The organism is Rugamonas aquatica (genome assembly GCF_009380215.1).
Lineage (GTDB): Bacteria > Pseudomonadota > Gammaproteobacteria > Burkholderiales > Burkholderiaceae_D > Rugamonas > Rugamonas aquatica_B.
Genome location: NZ_WHUG01000013.1, coordinates 63,785 through 81,232, shown reverse-complemented (window position 1 = coordinate 81,232; position 17,448 = coordinate 63,785). Strand labels below are relative to the sequence as shown.

General features: G+C 62.7%; 16 protein-coding genes. 10 read left to right on the top strand and 6 right to left on the bottom strand.

The genetic code is table 11. The annotated features are described in order from the left end of the window. Positions 1–148: 148 nt before the first annotated feature. The 4 genes from GEV02_RS25200 to GEV02_RS25185 are packed head-to-tail and all read left to right on the top strand — an operon-like array spanning position 149 to position 4,246. Positions 149–2,101, top strand: a complete 1,953-nt coding sequence (locus tag GEV02_RS25200; protein ID WP_174999330.1) for a TonB-dependent receptor domain-containing protein — start codon at positions 149–151, stop codon at positions 2,099–2,101. Positions 2,102–2,104: 3 nt separating this feature from the next. Then, entirely contained in the window at positions 2,105–2,368 is a 264-nt protein-coding gene (locus GEV02_RS25195) for a hypothetical protein (protein ID WP_152840681.1), read from the top strand. Then, a complete protein-coding gene (locus tag GEV02_RS25190) occupies positions 2,361–2,645 on the top strand; it encodes a hypothetical protein (RefSeq protein WP_152840680.1) in 285 nt (94 codons plus the stop codon). Before GEV02_RS25195 ends, GEV02_RS25190 begins: the two co-directional genes overlap by 8 nt. Then, positions 2,642–4,246 (top strand): PepSY-associated TM helix domain-containing protein, encoded by a 1,605-nt coding sequence (locus GEV02_RS25185; protein WP_152840679.1) that lies wholly within the window; start codon positions 2,642–2,644, stop codon positions 4,244–4,246. Before GEV02_RS25190 ends, GEV02_RS25185 begins: the two co-directional genes overlap by 4 nt. Positions 4,247–4,341: 95 nt before the next feature. Here GEV02_RS25185 and hprK read toward each other — a convergent pair whose 3' ends face one another. The 4 genes from hprK to ilvA form a co-directional block, all read right to left on the bottom strand. Further along, entirely contained in the window at positions 4,342–5,277 is a 936-nt protein-coding gene (gene hprK, locus GEV02_RS25180) for an HPr(Ser) kinase/phosphatase (protein ID WP_008444515.1), read from the bottom strand. 66 nt (positions 5,278–5,343) lie between these two features. Further along, positions 5,344–5,826 (bottom strand): PTS sugar transporter subunit IIA, encoded by a 483-nt coding sequence (locus tag GEV02_RS25175; RefSeq protein WP_070271991.1) that lies wholly within the window; start codon positions 5,824–5,826, stop codon positions 5,344–5,346. Positions 5,827–6,165: 339 nt separating this feature from the next. Then, positions 6,166–7,005 carry an NADPH-dependent 7-cyano-7-deazaguanine reductase QueF gene (queF, locus tag GEV02_RS25170; protein WP_152840678.1) on the bottom strand — a complete coding sequence of 280 codons (840 nt, stop codon included), beginning with the start codon at positions 7,003–7,005 and terminating at the stop codon, positions 6,166–6,168. A 62-nt stretch (positions 7,006–7,067) separates the two neighbouring features. Beyond that, entirely contained in the window at positions 7,068–8,603 is a 1,536-nt protein-coding gene (ilvA, locus tag GEV02_RS25165) for a threonine ammonia-lyase, biosynthetic (RefSeq protein WP_152840677.1), read from the bottom strand. Between the two features lie 272 nt (positions 8,604–8,875). On the opposite strand from ilvA, the gene GEV02_RS25160 reads away from it, so the two are divergent. From GEV02_RS25160 to GEV02_RS25145, 4 genes are all read left to right on the top strand, one after another. Further along, on the top strand, positions 8,876–9,367 hold the full coding sequence (locus GEV02_RS25160) for a YqaA family protein (protein ID WP_152840676.1): 492 nt from the start codon (positions 8,876–8,878) through the stop codon (positions 9,365–9,367). A 222-nt stretch (positions 9,368–9,589) separates the two neighbouring features. Further along, positions 9,590–13,597 (top strand): DUF3683 domain-containing protein, encoded by a 4,008-nt coding sequence (locus tag GEV02_RS25155; protein ID WP_152840675.1) that lies wholly within the window; start codon positions 9,590–9,592, stop codon positions 13,595–13,597. Then, positions 13,597–14,025, top strand: coding sequence for an HIT family protein (locus GEV02_RS25150; protein ID WP_152840674.1), 429 nt, complete (start codon positions 13,597–13,599; stop codon positions 14,023–14,025). Before GEV02_RS25155 ends, GEV02_RS25150 begins: the two co-directional genes overlap by 1 nt. A gap of 3 nt (positions 14,026–14,028) precedes the next feature. Beyond that, positions 14,029–14,454: a gamma-butyrobetaine hydroxylase-like domain-containing protein gene (locus GEV02_RS25145; protein ID WP_070360626.1), complete on the top strand. Its 426-nt coding sequence runs from the start codon at positions 14,029–14,031 to the stop codon at positions 14,452–14,454. 3 nt (positions 14,455–14,457) lie between these two features. On the opposite strand, the gene GEV02_RS25140 is transcribed toward GEV02_RS25145, so the two are convergent. Together GEV02_RS25140 and GEV02_RS25135 are read right to left on the bottom strand one after the other, a co-directional pair. Further along, a complete protein-coding gene (locus tag GEV02_RS25140) occupies positions 14,458–14,745 on the bottom strand; it encodes a hypothetical protein (RefSeq protein WP_152840673.1) in 288 nt (95 codons plus the stop codon). Then, the gene (locus GEV02_RS25135) at positions 14,732–15,220 is read right to left on the bottom strand and encodes a PIN domain-containing protein (protein ID WP_152840672.1); all 489 of its coding nucleotides are present in this window, start codon (positions 15,218–15,220) and stop codon (positions 14,732–14,734) included. Before GEV02_RS25135 ends, GEV02_RS25140 begins: the two co-directional genes overlap by 14 nt. A gap of 131 nt (positions 15,221–15,351) precedes the next feature. On the opposite strand from GEV02_RS25135, the gene GEV02_RS25130 reads away from it, so the two are divergent. Both GEV02_RS25130 and ubiE read left to right on the top strand, forming a co-directional pair. After that, a complete protein-coding gene (locus tag GEV02_RS25130) occupies positions 15,352–16,650 on the top strand; it encodes an alpha/beta hydrolase family protein (protein ID WP_152840671.1) in 1,299 nt (432 codons plus the stop codon). Positions 16,651–16,690: 40 nt separating this feature from the next. Beyond that, a complete protein-coding gene (ubiE, locus tag GEV02_RS25125; protein ID WP_008444534.1) occupies positions 16,691–17,425 on the top strand; it encodes a bifunctional demethylmenaquinone methyltransferase/2-methoxy-6-polyprenyl-1,4-benzoquinol methylase UbiE in 735 nt (244 codons plus the stop codon). Positions 17,426–17,448: the final 23 nt, after the last annotated feature.

Below are 17,448 nucleotides of genomic sequence, written 5' to 3'. Positions count from 1 at the left end.
CCCGATGATACCGCAGCCCGGCCAACCTTGCCGATAATGACCATCTTTTGTTTCGGCAATAATGCGAAAAAGATACCGAACACCTTGCCAATCTAAATAGAAATAATTATCATTTGCGTTCATTTTTTTTCAGAACGCAGGGATGGGAATGTCTTTTACAAAAAAAACGATGGTCGCCGCGATCGCCGGCGCATGTGGTTTTGGTCCGGCAATGGCCGCCGCCGCTGTGGATGCGCAGGATGCGGGGACGGTGGTGGTCAGCGCCACCCTGCGCGAACATAATCTGGCGTCGGCCCCGGCCTTTACCACCGTGCTGACGGCGGAAGATATCGCCAAGTCGCCGGTCAACAGCCTGGCCGACCTGCTGCGCGAAACCGTCGGCGTGAACAACCAGAGCGACGGCACCGGCCGCGACGAAATCCAGATCCGCGGCCTGCCCGGCAAATACACGCTGATGCTGGTCAACGGCCGCCGCCTGTCCTCCACCGGCGCGCTGTGGCGCGGCGGCGATTTCGACTTCAGCTCGATTCCGCTCAACAGCATCAAGCGCGTGGAAATCGTGCGCGGCCCGATGGCGGCGCTGTATGGCTCGGACGCCATCGGCGGCGTCATCAACATCATCACCAAGACCCCGACCAGGGACTGGAGCGGCGCCGTCACCGGCGAATACCGCACCATCGCCAGCGGCGACCAGGGCGACCAGTACCGCCTCGGCGCGTCGGTGGCGGGCGCCTTCAACGACGCCGTCAGCCTGTCGATTTCCGGCGAAGACTACGACCGCAAGCCCTGGTACAGCACCAGCGCTTCCGACCCGACCCGTCCGCCGCGCCTGGAAGAGAAGCGCGCGCAAAACCTGGTGTCCACGCTGACCTGGAAGCTGTCGGAAACCCAGAGCCTGGACTTCGACTTCGGCTACAACAAGGATGAGCGTCCGCTGGGCATGTTCTACTACAGCTACAACCCGCAATGGAACTACACCGCCAAGGACTTCCGCGCGCAGACCATCAAGCGCAGCACCTTCGGCGTGACGCACAAGGCGCTGTGGGGCTGGGGCAGCACCACCGCCTTCCTGAGCCAGGAAGAGACCCGCATCGACGACTTCAACAGCCGCTACAACAAGCCGCAGCAGCGCGTGCTGCGGGAGAAGAACACTTCGGCCAAGGTCTACGGCAGCACCGAGTTCGGCAATCACTCGCTGACCGCCGGCGTCGATCTGCGCCGCCAGGTCGTCAAGGATCCGCTGTCCTACCTGACCACCGGCCAGTCGACCACCGACCGTTCGGCGGTCTTCGTGGAAGATGAGATCGCGCTGACCAAGCAGCTGAGCCTGACCCTGGCCGGCCGCGAAGACCACACCGACTTCGGCAACCACTTCACGCCGAAGTCCTACCTGGTCTACCAGGCGACGCCGGAGTGGACCGTCAAGGGCGGCGTCAACAAGGCCTTCAAGGCGCCGGAGGCCTATCAGCTGGTCAAGGACTACAGCATCGTCAGCTGCGGCGGCGGTTGCTACCTGAACGGCAATCCCGACCTGAAGCCTGAAACCAGCATCAACTACGAGTTCGGCGTCGAGTTCCACCGCAAGGGTTTGAACGCCAGCGCGGCGGCCTTCAAGAACGATGTGAAGGAAATGATCGACTCGATCTACAGCAACAATCCGCCGTCGCGCAAGTGGCTCAACGTCGCCAAGGCCAAGACCAGCGGCATCGAGTTGCAGGCCGACGCCGTCATCACCCCGGCGCTGTCGATCAGCGGCAACTACACCCACCTGAACGCGAACTACACCGATCAATCCGGCAAGGAAGCCAAGCTGGATAACCGTCCGCGTCAGATGGCCAGCGTCAGCCTGAATTGGACCGCGACCGCGTGGCTGCAAGGCGCGCTGGCGGCGCACTACACCGGCGAGCAATCCTATGACGACGCCATGCTGCCGGCCTACACCCGCGTCGACGTGTCGGCATCGGCCAAGGCCAGCCGCAATATCACGCTGCGTTTCGGCGTGAAGAACCTGACCGACGTGAATCTGGAGAAGAAGAGCCAAAGCTTCCAGACGTTCGAGCTGGGCCGCAACTACTACGTCAGCGCAGCCTATGCGTTCTAAGCGATGCTGATCCCCCTGGTGGCGTTGTTGTTGACGCTGGCGGCGTGCGTGCTGCTGTACCTGAGCCACCGCCACCAGGGCTGGCTGCGCGCGCCCCTGCCGGCCTGGCCGGCGAGGGCGTCCGGCGCCGGCTTGCTGATGCTGGCGCTGGCCTGCGGCTTGCGCTACTACAGCCCGCTGACCGCCGTGTGCGCGTGGCTGATGGTGCAGATGCTGGCCTTCAGCACGCTGCCTTTCCTTTCTCTGTTGAAGCGCCGCGATGCATAACAAGATCGCCCCCGATTGGTGGAGCAAGACCTTTGCCGGCGCCGTGCTCGGCTTCTCGCTGGCGTTCGCGCTGGCCGGCCTGCTGGCGTGGTACGGCCCCGGCGGCATCGCCGCGCCGAACAAGACGCAGGCCGTGATGTGGAGCATCGCCGTGTTCTGGATGCCGGTGTTTGCCTTCGTCTATTTGTTCCGCACCGGCTTGCGCGCGGTGCTGTGGTTGTCGGCCGCCAACGTGGCGGCGTATGCCGCGCTGTTTCATGCGCGAGGCTTGATATGAAAATCCGTAGCGACATCTTGCGCGTCTACCAGTCGCTGCACACCTGGGTCGGCATCTGCGCGGGCATGCTGTTGTTCATCGGTTTCTTCGGCGGTGCGCTGACCATGTTCAAGCAGCCGCTGGACCGATGGATCAGCGCGCCGGCGCACGCGCTGCCGGCCATGCCTGCGGCGCAGACCGATGAACTGGTGCGCGAGCTGCTGTCGCAAAAGCCGGCGGCGCGGCAAGAGTTCACGCTGCATTTGCAGCGGCATGAAAACATCGCCGCGCCGGTCAGCTGGAGCGAAGGCGAGGGCGAGCGCAGCATCGATGTCTCGGCCACCCGCTGGCATGCGGCGCTGGACTCGTCCGGCAAACTGCTGGTGCAGGAGGACGTGCCGTCGCTGCTGGCGGAGATGATCGACATGCTGCACAGGACCGGCGGCATACCGGGACGGCTGGGCGACGAGTACATCGGCGCTTATCTGATGGGCGTCGCCGGCATCATGTATTTCCTGGCGCTGGTCTCGGGCGTGATCCTGCTGCTGCCGACGCTGGTGAAGGATTTCTTCGCGCTGCGGCCGGGCAAGAACCGCAAGCGCTTCTGGCTGGATGCGCACAACATCGTCGGCATCGCCAGCCTGCCGTACCACATCGTCATCAGCGTGACGGTGATCGTGTTCGCCTTTCACGACCAGCTTTACGGCGGTCTTTCCAAGGTCATCTACGGCGAGCAGCCGATGTTCGCGCCGCGCGCGGCCGACGCCGCGCCGCATCACATCGGCGATTTGCAGCCGGCCAGCGTGCTGGTGGCCGCCGTGCAGCGCGAGGCGCCCGGCTTCGAGGTGACGGAGCTGATGTACATGGGCCTGGAAACGCCGCGCCCGATGATACGGGCGGCGGTGGCCAGCCCGCGCTATCTGGTGCAGGGCGCCGAGACCGGCTATGTGATGATCCATCCCTACACCGCCAAGGTGGTCGACACCAGCATGTTGCCGAGCAAGGGCGATACGTGGAGCGATGTGGTGGCGCCGATGTTCGCGCTGCACTTCGGCAGCTACGGCGGCAGCTTGATGCGCTGGGTGTATTTCCTGTTCGGCGCCAGCGGCGCCTTCCTGTTCTACTCGGGCAATCTGCTGTGGGTGGAGAAGCGGCGCAAGAACCAGTTGCGCAACGGTCCCGTGCCGCGGCAGTTGGTCACCACGCGGGTAATGGCGGCGGCGACCGTGGGCGTGTGTCTGGGATCGATGGCCGGTGTCAGCTTCGCCATCGTCGCCGGCAAATGGTTGTTCGCGTCGGCGGAGAATATCAACTCGGCTTATCTGACGGTGTATTACTGCGTGTTCCTGGCGGCGCTGGCGTGGGCGTTCTGGCGCGGCGCATCGCGCGCGGCGGTGCACCTGTTGGCCTTGTGCGCGCTGGGCGCGTTGGCGATTCCGTTGACCTCGTTGATGGCGTTACTGCTGCCGTCGCTGGGATGGTGGGCGCATGGCAGCATGGCCGCCATCGGCGTCGATGTGACGGCGCTGGTGTTTGCGCTGCTGTTTGCGTATGCGGCGCGCTTAACTGCGCGCCGCGCCCGGCACGGGCCGGCGGACAGCGTGTGGGCCAAGCCAGCCTAGAAACCGTCGTTCCCGCGCAAGCGGGAACCCATGCTGAGCGTAATGGCTTATTCAGCATGGGCTCCCGCCTGCGCGGGAGCGACGACGGGGGCGGCTCAGTCGCCGCTCATCGCCTGTCGCTGGCGTTCCATAAACTCTTGCAGCGTATCGATGCCGCGCAGTTGCAGGATGGTGTTGCGTACGGCGGCCTCCAGCAGCACCGCGATGTTGCGGCCGGCCGCCACCGGGATCACCACCTTGCGGATCGGCAGGCCCAGCACATCCTCGGTCGGGAACTGGAACGGCAAGCGTTCCACTTCCTCGTCGGCGGCGCCGCGCCGCACCAGGTGCACGATCAGTTTCAAGCGCATCTTGCGGCGCACGGCGGTCTCGCCGAAGATGGCCTTGATGTCCAGCAGGCCCAGCCCGCGCACTTCCAGCAGATTCTGCAGCAGCGCCGGGCAGCGGCCTTCGATCATATTCGGCGCGATGCGCGAGAACTCCACCGCATCATCGGCCACCAGGCCGTGCGAACGCGAAATCAGTTCCAGGCCCAGCTCGCTCTTGCCCAGGCCGGAATCGCCGGTAATCAGCACACCCACGCCCAGCACGTCCATGAACACGCCGTGCATGATGATGCGCTGCGCCAGCTTCTTCGACAGGTAGACGCGCAAGAAGTCGATCACCTGCGCGGCCGGCAGCGGCGTGGAGAACAGCGGAATGTTTTTCTCGTCGCAGATGGCGAGGATGTCGGGCGGCGTTTCCAGGCCCTGCGCGATGATCAGCGCCGGCGGGCCGCCAGCGATCAGCTCGCCGATGACATGGGCGCGCGTCAGCGATTTCAAGCGCTGGTAGTAGTTGATTTCCTGGTGACCGAAGACCTGGATGCGGCCCGGGTGGATGGTGTTCAGGTGGCCGACCTGGTCGGCGGCCGAGGCGACGTCGCCGGAGATCAGGCGCTCGCCGCCGGGGAAGCCGGCGAACCAGCCTAGCTGCAAACTTTCGCGATTGTCGTCGTAGAGCCTTTGTATCGTCAGCGGAGTTTGCAGCATGGGTCGTCTTTGCAAGAGGATGAACTAAACCTTAGTTTAACCTATAGTTTGACGACCCCGGCTATCTCAACCTGCGGCCTGCAGGCTGGGCATCCAGTTGACGATGCGCGAGTGCACCGATTTCGGGTCCGCGTCCGTGCTCAGCGCGGTGCGGAAGGCGTCGTCGGAGAACATCTCGGCGATCTCGGACAGGATCTCCAGGTGCTGCTGGGTGACGTGGTCCGGAATCAGCAGGAAGAACAGCAGGTTGACCGGCTTGCCGTCCGGCGATTCGAACGGAATCGGTTCGGCCAGGCGGACAAACGCCGCCAGCGGCGATTTCAGGCTCTTCATGCCCTTGATGCGGCCGTGCGGCACGGCGACGCCGTGGCCCAGACCGGTCGAACCGAGGCGCTCGCGCGCGAACAGATTGTCCGAGACGGTGGAGCGGGCGATGCCGCAGTTGTTTTCGAAAATCAGGCCGGCTTGCTCGAAAGCGCGCTTCTTGCTGGACACTTCCAGATCCAGCTGCACGTTTTCAAGAGAGAGTATTTTGCTAAGGTTATTCATAACGCGACATAAAATGTTGCAACGCACAAAGGTGGCATGCGAGCAGAATTATAGGCTTGTTTCTGCGCCATGTAACAGTAAATCGCTCGCGCCTACCGTTGCGTTTATGTCGGCCAGCCGACGCGCGGGCTGGGCGGTATGTGCACCAAAGAAAGGAATCGCTATTTCTGAGTAGAAATCTCGGAAAACGCCGGTTTTTCGCCAGGGTCTGGGGCGAATTTCCGATTTTTGCGCGTTTTCGGGCCGCTGTGGCCGTATGACGCGCTGTTGCGGACAACCGCGCGTCATCTGCACATCATACGCCTGATTTTTCTGATTTGATTGGAAAAAGCACCAGATTTATTGACGTGCGCCACGCAGATTCGGCGGCCGCTTGGCGGTGCTGAAGTTGCTGCGCCAGGGGTTGATGTCGAGGCCGCCGCGGCGGGTGTAGCGGGCGTACACGGCTAATTGTTGAGGCTGGCACTGGCGCAGGATGTCGGTGAAGATGCGCTCCACGCACTGCTCGTGGAACTCATTGTGCTCGCGGAAACCGATCAGGTAGCGCAGCAGGCTTTCCTGGTCGATCTGCGGGCCGGCGTAATGGATTTGCACGCTGGCCCAGTCCGGCTGGCCCGTCACCAGGCAGTTCGATTTGAGCAGGTGCGACACCAGTTTTTCCTCGACCGGTTCCTCGTCCAGCGCCGCCTTCAGCAGTTCCGGCGCCGGGCTGTAGTGGTCGACCTCGATGTCCAGGCGGTCCAGCAGCAGGCCGTCCAGCTCGCCCATTTCCACCATGCCGAATTCTTCCGGCTGGGTCAGCGAGATGTGCACGGTGGCGCCGAAGCCGTTCGACAAATCCTGTTGCAGCAGGTTCTTCAGCGCGACCACGCTGTCGAGCCGGGTCTGGTTGAACGAGTTCAGGTAGAGCTTGAACGATTTCGATTCGATGATGTTGGGCGAATCGGCCGGCACGGTGATGCGGGCTATCGCCACCTGCGGCTTGCCGCGCGCGTTGAGCCACGAGATTTCGTAGGCGTTCCAGATATCGACACCGAAGAAGGGCAGGGTGCTGCCGCTGCCCAGGCCGATTTCATCGCGCTTGCCCTGGCGTGGAATCGGGAACAGCAGCTCCGGCGCGTAATCGGTGCGGTAGGCGGAGGTTTTCCCCAGCGGGGACAAGTCGACGGTGTTGGTCATGGTAGTCCAGGTGTTTCAGTGAAGGACGGCATGGTAGCGCAAACCATGCCGTCGTGCTGCGGTTAGCCCAGGAACAGCTTGTACACCGGGTTGGCGCTTTCATCCCAGTAGCGGTAGCCGAGGGTGGTCAGGAATTGCGCGAACTGGTCCATCTCGCCGGACGGCACCTGCAGGCCGATCAGGATACGGCCGACGTCGCCGCCCTGGCTGCGGTAGTGGCACAGCGAGATATTCCAGTTCGGCGCCATCGAATTGAGGAAGCGCATCAGCGCGCCCGGCCGTTCGGGGAATTCAAAACGATACAGCAACTCGTCCTTGGCCAGCGCGCTCTTGCCGCCCACCAGATGGCGGATGTGGGCCTTGGCCAGCTCGTCGTGGGTCAGGTCCAGCGTCTTGAAATCGTGCTGCTCGAAGGTGCGGGCCAGCACGCTCGATTCGCTGCGGTCGGCGATCTGCACGCCGCAGAACACATGGGCCTCGTCCTTGTCGCTGATGCGGTAGTTGAACTCGGTGACGTTGCGCGGGCCGACCAGCGCACAGAAGCGCTTGAAGCTGCCGCGCTGCTCCGGCAGCGTGACGGCGAACACCGCCTCGCGCGCTTCGCCCAGCTCGGCGCGCTCGGCAACAAAGCGCAGACGGTCGAAGTTCATATTGGCGCCGCTGGCGACGGTGATCAGCGTTTCATTCTTGATCGGATCCTTGGTCAGCGCCGCGCGCTCGACATAGGCCTTGGCGCCGGCGATGGCCAGCGCGCCGGACGGCTCCAGGATGGAACGGGTGTCGCTGAACACATCCTTGATGGCCGCGCTGATGGCGTCGGTATCGACCAGGATGATGTCGTCCACGTACTGCTGCACCAGGCGGAAGGTTTCCTCGCCGGCCAGGCGCACCGCCGTGCCGTCGGCGAACAGGCCCACGTCCGACAGCGTGACGCGCTCGCCGGCCTTGACGCTGCGCGCCATCGCGTCGGAGTCCAGGCTTTGCACGCCGATGATCTTGATGTCCGGACGGATCTGTTTCACATACGCGGCGATGCCCGAGATCAGGCCGCCGCCGCCGATCGGCACGAAGATGGCGTGGATGGGGCCGGAATGCTGGCGCAGGATTTCCATGCCGATCGTGCCCTGGCCGGCGATCACGTCGGGATCGTCGAAAGGGTGGACGAAGGTCAGCTTCTGTTCCTGCTCCAGCAGCAGCGCGTGGTTGTAGGCATCGGTATAGGATTCGCCGTGCAGCACCACTTCGACATCGGCGCCGCCGCGCGCCTTGACCGCCTCGACCTTCACTTGCGGCGTGGTGGTCGGCATCACGATGACCGCGCGGCAGCCCATGCGGGCAGCGGACAGCGCCACGCCTTGCGCGTGGTTGCCGGCCGAGGCGCAGATCACGCCGCGCTTGCGCTGCGATTCGCTCAGGTGGGCCATCTTGTTGTACGCGCCACGAATCTTAAAGCTGAACACGCTCTGCATGTCCTCGCGCTTGAAATAAATGCGGTTCTCATAGCGCTGCGACAGGGTCGGCGCCAGTTCCAGCGGGGTTTCAGTGGCGACGTCGTAGACGCGCGCGGTCAGGATTTTCTTCAGATAGTCGATAGTCATGGTTTGCAAACATAGTAATTCCGGGGCTCAACCTGGGGTCAAGTCTGACATTCGGACACGGGCTGGTCCGTAGCAAGGCCTACGGACCAGCCCGTGTCCGAATGTCAGACTTGACCCCAGGGGTACTTTGCTTTTCAGTGCTAACTATCCGGCTTGTTACCGGGTGGAGCAGGGGCGCGGGCCGCGCGCGGATGGGTGCGTGGCCGGACTGTTCAATCATGCGGTGTGCGACTCATTATAATGGACACCTTTCCTCCCGCTCAAAGAAACCGATGATCGACTCTGCAATCACCTGGCTGCTGCACATTTTGGCCGCGCCGGAAGTGGGCCTGACCTCGGTCTTCATCATCAGCATCATCTCCGCCACGCTGCTGCCGCTGGGCTCGGAACCGGCGGTGTTCGCCGTCATCAAGGCCAATCCCGCCCTGTTCTGGAGCGTCATCGCCGTCGCCACCGTCGGCAACACGCTGGGCGGCGCGGTCGATTACTGGATGGGCTACCAGGCCAAGCAATCCTTCGCCAGGGAGCGCAAAAGCCGCTGGTTCCACTGGCTGGAGCGCTACGGCGCCAAGACCATGCTGCTGGCCTGGCTGCCCGGCATCGGCGATCCGCTGTGCACCCTGGGCGGCTGGCTCAAGCTGCCTTTCTGGCCCAGCATCGCCTACATGGCGGTCGGCAAACTGCTGCGCTACCTGACCATGACCTCGCTGTTGTTGTACGTGCCGGACGGCGCGTGGCACCGGCTCGGGCAATTGCTGAGCTAATTTGGCGCAATTTATCATATTGCCATTTGCAGTCGCACATAAATTTCGTTCAGTTTTATAGCGGGTATTTATCCGTTATTGCCAAGAAAAGCGGTATTTTGCAAATTTTTGGCGGGTTGTTGCATCCCGGATAGCCCCTCGGCCGCCTAAGGCTGTTCCGGCGTGGTGCGCCGCAATACGCTAGAATGGCCCTCCCGGGTTCAGTCTACAAGTCCATTTCACATGAATGCCCCTGCTCAAATTCAAGCTCTGCTGGCGGAAACGCCCCACGGTCCGGAGGCTGTCCGCCTGCGCGAAATTCCTTATAACTACACGTCGTTTTCCGATCGCGAGATCGTCATCCGGCTGCTGGGCGAGGAATCGTGGAGCTTGCTCGATGCGCTGCGCGGCGCCCGCCAGACCGGCCGTTCGGCCCGCATGCTGTACGAAGTGCTGGGCGATATCTGGGCAGTCCGCCGCAATCCGTACCTGCAGGACGACATGCTGGACAACCCGAAACGCCGCCAGGAATTGATCGATGCGCTGCATCATCGCCTGGCCGAAGTGGACAAGCGCCGCCTGACCGTCGACGACACCGGCGACGAAGCGGCGCGCGCACGCAGCACCAACGTCGCCAAGCTGCTGCGCGCGGCCGGCAAGGCGGTGGCTGACTTCGGCGAAGAATTCAAGCAAGTCTACGACCTGCGCAAGCGCACCAACAAGGTGCTGGGCCGCTACACCGACAAGCACAACATCTGCTTCGATGGCATGAAGCGCATCTCGCATGTGACCGATGCCACCGACTGGCGCGTCGAATATCCGTTCGTGGTGCTGACCCCGGACACCGAGGAGGAAATGGCCGGCCTGGTCAAGGGCTGTATCGAACTGGGATTGACCATCATCCCGCGCGGCGGCGGCACCGGCTACACCGGCGGCGCGATTCCGCTGACGCCGATGTCGGCCGTCATCAACACCGAGAAGCTGCTCAACATGGGCGCGGTGGAAATGAAGGTGCTGCCCGGCCTGGACCGCGACTACGCGACCATCTACACCGGCGCCGGCGTCATCACCAACAAGGTGTCCGAAGCGGCCGAGAAAGCCGGCTTCGTGTTCGCGGTCGATCCGACCTCGGCCCACGCTTCCTGCATCGGCGGCAATATCGCCATGAACGCGGGCGGCAAGAAGGCCGTGCTGTGGGGCACGGCGCTGGACAACCTGGCTTCGTGGCGCATGGTCGATCCGAACGGCGACTGGCTGGAAGTCACCCGTCTCGACCACAATCTGTCGAAGATCCACGATACGCCGCTGGCCCGCTTCAAGCTGGAGTGGACCCATCCAACCGCGCGCGGCGAGTCGAAAGGCGAGCCGTTCAAGACCGAGCTGCTGGAAATCGAAGGCCGCAAGTTCCGCAAGGAAGGCCTGGGCAAGGACGTGACCGACAAATTCCTGGCCGGCCTGCCGGGCATCCAGAAGGAAGGCTGCGACGGCCTGATCACCTCGGCCCGCTGGATTCTGCACAAGATGCCGAAGTTCGCCCGCACCGTCTGCCTGGAATTCTTCGGCCAGGCGCGCGACGCGATACCGTCGATCGTTGAAATCAAGGATTACCTGGACGGCCTGCCGGCCACCGGCGAGCAGTTCAGCACGCTGCGCCTGGCCGGTCTGGAGCACCTGGACGAGCGCTATCTGCGCGCGGTCGGCTACGCCACCAAGTCGAAACGCGGCGTGCTGCCGAAGATGGCGCTGTTCGGCGACATCGTCGGCGACGATGAAAACGCGGTCGCGCTGGCCGCGTCGGAAGTGGTGCGTATTGCCAATACCCGCGTGGGCGAAGGCTTTGTCGCCGTCAGCCCGGAAGCGCGAAAGAAATTCTGGTTGGACCGCGCCCGCACCGCCGCCATCGCCAAGCACACCAACGCCTTCAAGATCAACGAAGACGTGGTGATCCCGCTGAACCGCATGGGCGAGTACACCGACGGCATCGAGCGCATCAACATCGAACTGTCGATCAAGAACAAGCTGCAGCTGGCTGAGGAGCTGCAGCAGTTCTTCGCCGCCGGCAATCTGCCGATCGGCAAGAGCGACGACGCCGACGACGCCGTCGGCGATGCGGAAATGCTGGGCGACCGCGAGCAGCAGGCGCAAGCGCTGCTGACGCAAGTGCACGCGCGCTGGACCTTCCTGCTGGCCGAGCTGGACAAGCCGCTGACCGCCGTCACCGCGCAACTGGCCGAGCTGGGCCTGGAGCGTCTGCTGCCGGTGTTCGAAGAACGCCTGAAGACTCAACCGAACGCGACCTTGTTCGATGTGGTGCAGGACCGCACCATCCGCGTCACGTGGAAGCAGGAAATCCGCGCCCAGCTGCGCCAGATATTCAACGGCGCGGCCTACAAGCTGATCCTCGACGAAGCGACCGCCATCCACAAGCGCGTGCTGCGCGGCCGTGTGTTCGTGGCGCTGCACATGCACGCCGGCGACGGCAATGTGCATACCAACTTGCCGGTCAACTCGGATCACTACGAGATGCTGCAACTGGCGCACCAGGCCGTGGCGCGCATCATGACCCTGGCCCGTTCGCTCAATGGCGTGATCTCGGGCGAGCACGGCATCGGCATCACCAAGCTGGAGTTCCTGACCGAAGAAGAAATCGGACCGTTCCGCGACTACAAGCTGCGCGTCGATCCGGAAGGCCGCTTCAACAAGGGCAAGCTGCTGAACCTGGCCGGCATGGAAGCCGATCTGTCCAACGCTTACACGCCGTCGTTCGGCCTGATGGGCCACGAATCGCTGATTATGCAGCAAAGCGATATCGGCGAGATCGCCAACAGCGTCAAGGACTGCCTGCGTTGCGGCAAGTGCAAACCGGTGTGCTCGACCCACGTGCCGCGCGCCAACCTGCTGTACTCGCCGCGCGACAAGATCCTGGCGACCTCGTCGCTGATCGAAGCCTTCCTGTACGAAGAGCAGACCCGTCGCGGCATCTCGATCAAGCACTGGGAAGAATTCGAGGACGTGGCCGACCACTGCACGGTCTGCCATAAATGCGTCACGCCCTGTCCGGTCAACATCGACTTCGGCGACGTGTCGATGAACATGCGCAACCTGCTGCGCAAGATGGACAAGAAGAGCTTCAATCCCGGCAAGTCGGCGGCGATGTTCTTCCTCAACGCCACCGATCCGGCCACCATCAACGCCACCCGCGCGGCGATGGTGGGCATCGGTTACAAGGCTCAGCGCCTGGGCAACGATTTGCTGAAGAAATTCGCCAAGAAGCAGACCAAGGCGCCGCCGCCGACGGTGGGCAAGCCGAAGGTGCGCGAGCAGGTGATTCACTTCATCAACAAGAAAATGCCGGGCGGCCTGCCGAAGAAAACCGCGCGCGCCTTGCTGGATATCGAAGATGACAAGGTCATCCCTATCATCCGCAATCCCAAGGCCACCAATGCCGATACGGAAGCGGTGTTCTACTTCCCTGGCTGCGGTTCGGAGCGCCTGTTCTCGCAAGTGGGCCTGGCGACCCAGGCCATGCTGTGGGAAGTGGGCGTGCAGACCGTGCTGCCGCCGGGCTATCTGTGCTGCGGCTATCCGCAGCGCGGCGCCGGCGAGTACGACAAGGCCGAGAAGATGATGACCGATAACCGCGTGCTGTTCCACCGCATGGCGAACACGCTCAACTATCTGGACATCAAGACCGTGCTGGTCTCGTGCGGCACCTGCTACGACCAGTTGGCGACCTACGAGTTCGACAAGATCTTCCCGGGCTGCCGCATCATGGACATCCATGAGTATCTGATGGAAAAGCAGGTCCGGCTGGAAGGCGTGACCGGCACGCGCTATATGTACCACGAGCCTTGCCACACGCCGATGAAGCTGCAGGAAGCGACCAAGACCGTCAACACGCTGATCCAGACGCACGACAACGTTAAGATCGAGAAGAACGACCGCTGCTGCGGCGATTCGGGCACGCTGATGATCGCGCGTCCCGACATCTCGACGCAGGTGCGCTTCCGCAAGGAAGAGGAAGTCATCAAGGGCGCGGACAAGCTGCGCGCTGATGGATTTGAAGGCGAAGTCAAGATTCTGACCAGCTGCCCGGCCTGCCTGGGCGGCGTGTCGCGCTACGGCGAGGATGCGGGCACGACGGCCGACTACATCGTGGTCGAGATCGCCAAGCACCTGCTGGGCGAGAACTGGATGGCCGACTACGTCAAGCGCGCCAACGACGGCGGCATCGAGCGGGTGCTGGTGTAATGGCCTGCGATCTGTGCAAGCTGCTGGCAGCGCCGGGTGCGGCGCTGATCTGGGGCGATGACCGCTTGTCGGTGGTCGCCGTGGACGAGGCTGAGTACCCGGGCTTTACGCGCGTGGTGTGGAATGCCCACGTCAAGGAAATGACCGATCTGTCGCCGGCCGAACGCGGCCGCGTGATGGAGGTGGTGTGGGCGGTCGAGTCCGCTCAGCGCGCAGTGATGGCACCGGAAAAGATCAACCTGGCCAGCTTTGGTAATATGACGCCGCATGTGCACTGGCATGTGATTCCACGTTATGTGGATGATGCGCATTTCCCGAATCCGACCTGGGCTGTCGCACAGCGGGCGTCAGCGCCGGAAGTGCTGGCTGCGCGCCGCGCGCTGCTGCCGGCCCTGCACGCGGCGATTATCGAACGTTTGAAAGCATAAGCAATGAGCAAGCAACCTACTGGCCTGACCGTCCACAACAAGTCCAAAGTGCTGGACATCGAATTTGACGACGGCGCTTCGTTCTCGATTCCGTTCGAGCTGCTGCGCGTGTATTCGCCGTCGGCCGAGGTGAAGGGACATGGCGAAGGGCAGGAGGTGCTACAGGTGGGCAAGCGCGAAGTGGGCATCGCGGCGGTGGACCCGGTAGGCAACTACGCGGTGCAGCCGACCTTCACCGACGGCCACAACACGGGCTTGTACACCTGGGATTACCTGTACAAGCTGGGCAATGAAAAAGACGCCTTGTGGGCCAACTACATGGACCGCCTGCATGCATCCGGCTTCGAAGGCGACAGCGGCCGCGAAACCGGCGTCACGCTGACCGGGCCGGGTTCGAAGAACCATACCGGCTGCGGCCACAAGCACTAATGCTCAGTATGTGACGTCGTCACGATGGGCGAAGACGAAGATGGCGCGTAGTTTGGGTGGCATTCTCCTCAGCGCTTCCACATCGATGGACGGTGGTGAGGGCGGTGGGCATTCCTTGAATCGCACGACTGCTGGTTGCCAGTCTCTTAAAGGGGATGCCGCCAGTCGCTGTTCCTCTTCCCTCCTGTATCGTCTGATTTCGGCCAGCGTGGCTTCAAGCTCAGCCCTGGTCTTGTCATCCAGCTCGGGAATTTCCAGATCGGCAGGGATCTCTACGTCATAAATTTTCATAGCAGTTCTCCATGATTTCAAATGGTGTAACCAACTCCGGCAACGCGAATTTATCGCTGTACATCAGCAGCCGAATTAACGGCATATTTTTTGCATTTGCGATGTTTTTACAGTCCCATGTCAGGAGGATCTCGCAATGACTTATTGCTGCGCATGCTATATGTCGACCGGCCCCGAGGGCTCCTGCTTTTAGACCACCTCCCAATATTAAAAGTTCACCAGTATGTGCGACATGCGAGTTCGTTGGGCACTTCGCCAGATGCTGAATGGCCCGCATGCATCGCATCGCTCTGAGCGGATCGCGTTTCTTGATGTCATCCAAGACATATTCGGAAATGAAGGTCTTGTTTGGAACGCAGCGGGTGTGCCACCACAGCTGCGTCAACTGCTGGCACGCGCGCGTAATGGGATTGGGGCTCGGTGGGTCGGTCAGATGAAAAATGACGGAGGTATCGAGATAGATGGTTGGAGACATGATTGAACCTCTGATGGCTTCAGCCAGATTAGTCCGTCCAGTTGGCTGCGGCTTCGGCTAAATCAAGCGGATTTCATCAAGCTGTCACAGCGCCGTGGGATAGTTGGCGGTTTCGCTTGATGGGAGTTGGCATGAAGGATGTTTGCGGATGGATGGTGCTGGCGGCGGCCTTGATCGCCGCGCCTTTAAACGCTCAGGAATACTACGGCGATGCGCGGCCCGACGCGCCGGAGCTGGCGGCGCGTGGTCCGTCGCCGGTCGGCGTGCGCACGCTGGTGGCCGAGCACGCCGATCAGCTCGACATCCTGCGCTACAGCGACGCCACGCCCAACCCGCGCTACAGCCGCAAGCTGACGCTGGAAGTCTGGTACCCGGCCAAGCTCCAGCCCGGCCAAAAAGAATATACGGTTTATACCGATGTGCTCGGCTCCGGTCCCGGCGATCCAGCCCGCCCCAACACCCCGTTCGAGTTCAACGGTCGCGCCGCCCGCGATGCCGCGCCGCTGGCCCCGGCCGCCACCGCGCCGGCCGGCGGCTACCCGCTGGTGATCGTCTCGCACGGCTATCCCGGCTCGCGTCTGCAGATGAGCTACCTGACCGAAAACCTCGCCTCCAAAGGCTATATCGTGGTGGCCATCGACCATCCCGAATCGACCCGCGCAGACAAGGCCGGCTTCGCCAGCACGCTGCTCAACCGCGCGCAGGACGATCTGTTCGTGCTGCAAACCGTGGCCGCCTGGGCCAGGCCGGGCAGCGGCCATTTCCTGTCCGGCCTGGTCGATGCGGACAACACCGCACTGGTCGGCTATTCGATGGGTGGCTACGGCGTGCTCAACACCGTCGGCGCCGGCGTCGGCCCGGTGGCGGTCGCTTATGTCCCCGGCGGCAAGCTGGCCGTCAACCAGCAGGGCAATGCGCAATACGAGGCGCGGCGCGATCCGCGCATCAAGGCGGTGGTGGCGTTTGCTCCGTGGGGCGGCGCGCACCAGGTGTGGGAGCCGGCCGGCCTGGCCGGCGTGCGCACGCCGACGCTGTTCGTCAGCGGCGACCAGGATGACGTGGCCGGTTACCAGGACGGCGTGCTGCGCCTGTTCCAGGGCGCCATCCACGCCGACCGTTATTTGTTGACCTACATCGGCGGCCGCCACAACTCCGCGCCGAATCCGCCGTCGCCGGCCATGCTGGCCAACTTCGACGACTTCCAGTCCTATGCCGAGCCGGTGTGGGACAGCCGCCGCATCAACAACATCAACCAGCACTTCGTGACGGCCTTCCTGGGCATCCACCTCAAGCAGCAGCCGTTCCAGCCGTATCTGGACTTGCCGCCGCTGGGCGCGGACGGCACCATCAAGCCCGATCCGGGCCTGTGGAAGGGTTTTCGTCCGCGCACGGCGCTCGGACTGGGGTGGCGGCACCTGAATGCGCAGTAGCGTCTTGTATAATGCAGGCAAACTAACAGGCCTGCCTATCATGACCAATACCACTCACTTCGGTTACAAAACTGTCGCGGAAGACGATAAAGTCCGCGAAGTCGCTAAGGTTTTCCATTCTGTCGCCGCCAAGTACGACATCATGAACGACGTCATGTCGGCCGGTCTGCACCGCCTGTGGAAGACTTTTACCATCGCTAACGCCGCCGTGCGCCCCGGTTTCAAGTGCCTGGACATCGCCGGCGGCACCGGCGATCTGGCCAAGGTGTTCGCCAAGCAGGCCGGCCCGACCGGCGAGGTCTGGCTCACCGATATCAACGAGTCGATGCTGCGCGTCGGCCGCGACCGCCTCTTGAATCGCGGCCTGTTGACCCCCACATTGTTGTGCGACGCTGAAAAGCTGCCTTTCCCTGACAATTATTTCGACCGCGTCAGCGTGGCCTTCGGCCTGCGCAATATGACCCACAAGGACCAGGCGCTGGCGGAAATGCGCCGCGTGCTGAAGCCGGGCGGCAAGCTGCTGGTGCTGGAATTCTCGAAAGTGGCCGAGCCGCTGCAAAAACCTTACGATCTGTATTCGTTCAAGATCTTGCCGTGGATGGGCCAGAAGATCGCCGGCGACGCCGAAAGCTACCGCTATCTGGCCGAATCGATCCGCATGCACCCGGACCAGGAAACGCTGAAGACCATGATGGAAGAGGCGGGCCTGGAACGCGTAACGTATTACAACCTGACGGCAGGTGTGGCCGCTTTACACACCGGTATCAAACTGTAGTCAACTGTAGTGATAGGAACATC

Coding starts and splice junctions, on each gene's coding strand:
- GEV02_RS25200 (WP_174999330.1), top strand. CDS start 149: ATGTCTTTTACAAAAAAAACGATGGTCGCCGCGATCGCCGGCGCATGT.
- GEV02_RS25195 (WP_152840681.1), top strand. CDS start 2,105: ATGCTGATCCCCCTGGTGGCGTTGTTGTTGACGCTGGCGGCGTGCGTG.
- GEV02_RS25190 (WP_152840680.1), top strand. CDS start 2,361: ATGCATAACAAGATCGCCCCCGATTGGTGGAGCAAGACCTTTGCCGGC.
- GEV02_RS25185 (WP_152840679.1), top strand. CDS start 2,642: ATGAAAATCCGTAGCGACATCTTGCGCGTCTACCAGTCGCTGCACACC.
- hprK (WP_008444515.1), bottom strand. CDS start 5,277: ATGCTGCAAACTCCGCTGACGATACAAAGGCTCTACGACGACAATCGC.
- GEV02_RS25175 (WP_070271991.1), bottom strand. CDS start 5,826: ATGAATAACCTTAGCAAAATACTCTCTCTTGAAAACGTGCAGCTGGAT.
- queF (WP_152840678.1), bottom strand. CDS start 7,005: ATGACCAACACCGTCGACTTGTCCCCGCTGGGGAAAACCTCCGCCTAC.
- ilvA (WP_152840677.1), bottom strand. CDS start 8,603: ATGACTATCGACTATCTGAAGAAAATCCTGACCGCGCGCGTCTACGAC.
- GEV02_RS25160 (WP_152840676.1), top strand. CDS start 8,876: ATGATCGACTCTGCAATCACCTGGCTGCTGCACATTTTGGCCGCGCCG.
- GEV02_RS25155 (WP_152840675.1), top strand. CDS start 9,590: ATGAATGCCCCTGCTCAAATTCAAGCTCTGCTGGCGGAAACGCCCCAC.
- GEV02_RS25150 (WP_152840674.1), top strand. CDS start 13,597: ATGGCCTGCGATCTGTGCAAGCTGCTGGCAGCGCCGGGTGCGGCGCTG.
- GEV02_RS25145 (WP_070360626.1), top strand. CDS start 14,029: ATGAGCAAGCAACCTACTGGCCTGACCGTCCACAACAAGTCCAAAGTG.
- GEV02_RS25140 (WP_152840673.1), bottom strand. CDS start 14,745: ATGAAAATTTATGACGTAGAGATCCCTGCCGATCTGGAAATTCCCGAG.
- GEV02_RS25135 (WP_152840672.1), bottom strand. CDS start 15,220: ATGTCTCCAACCATCTATCTCGATACCTCCGTCATTTTTCATCTGACC.
- GEV02_RS25130 (WP_152840671.1), top strand. CDS start 15,352: ATGAAGGATGTTTGCGGATGGATGGTGCTGGCGGCGGCCTTGATCGCC.
- ubiE (WP_008444534.1), top strand. CDS start 16,691: ATGACCAATACCACTCACTTCGGTTACAAAACTGTCGCGGAAGACGAT.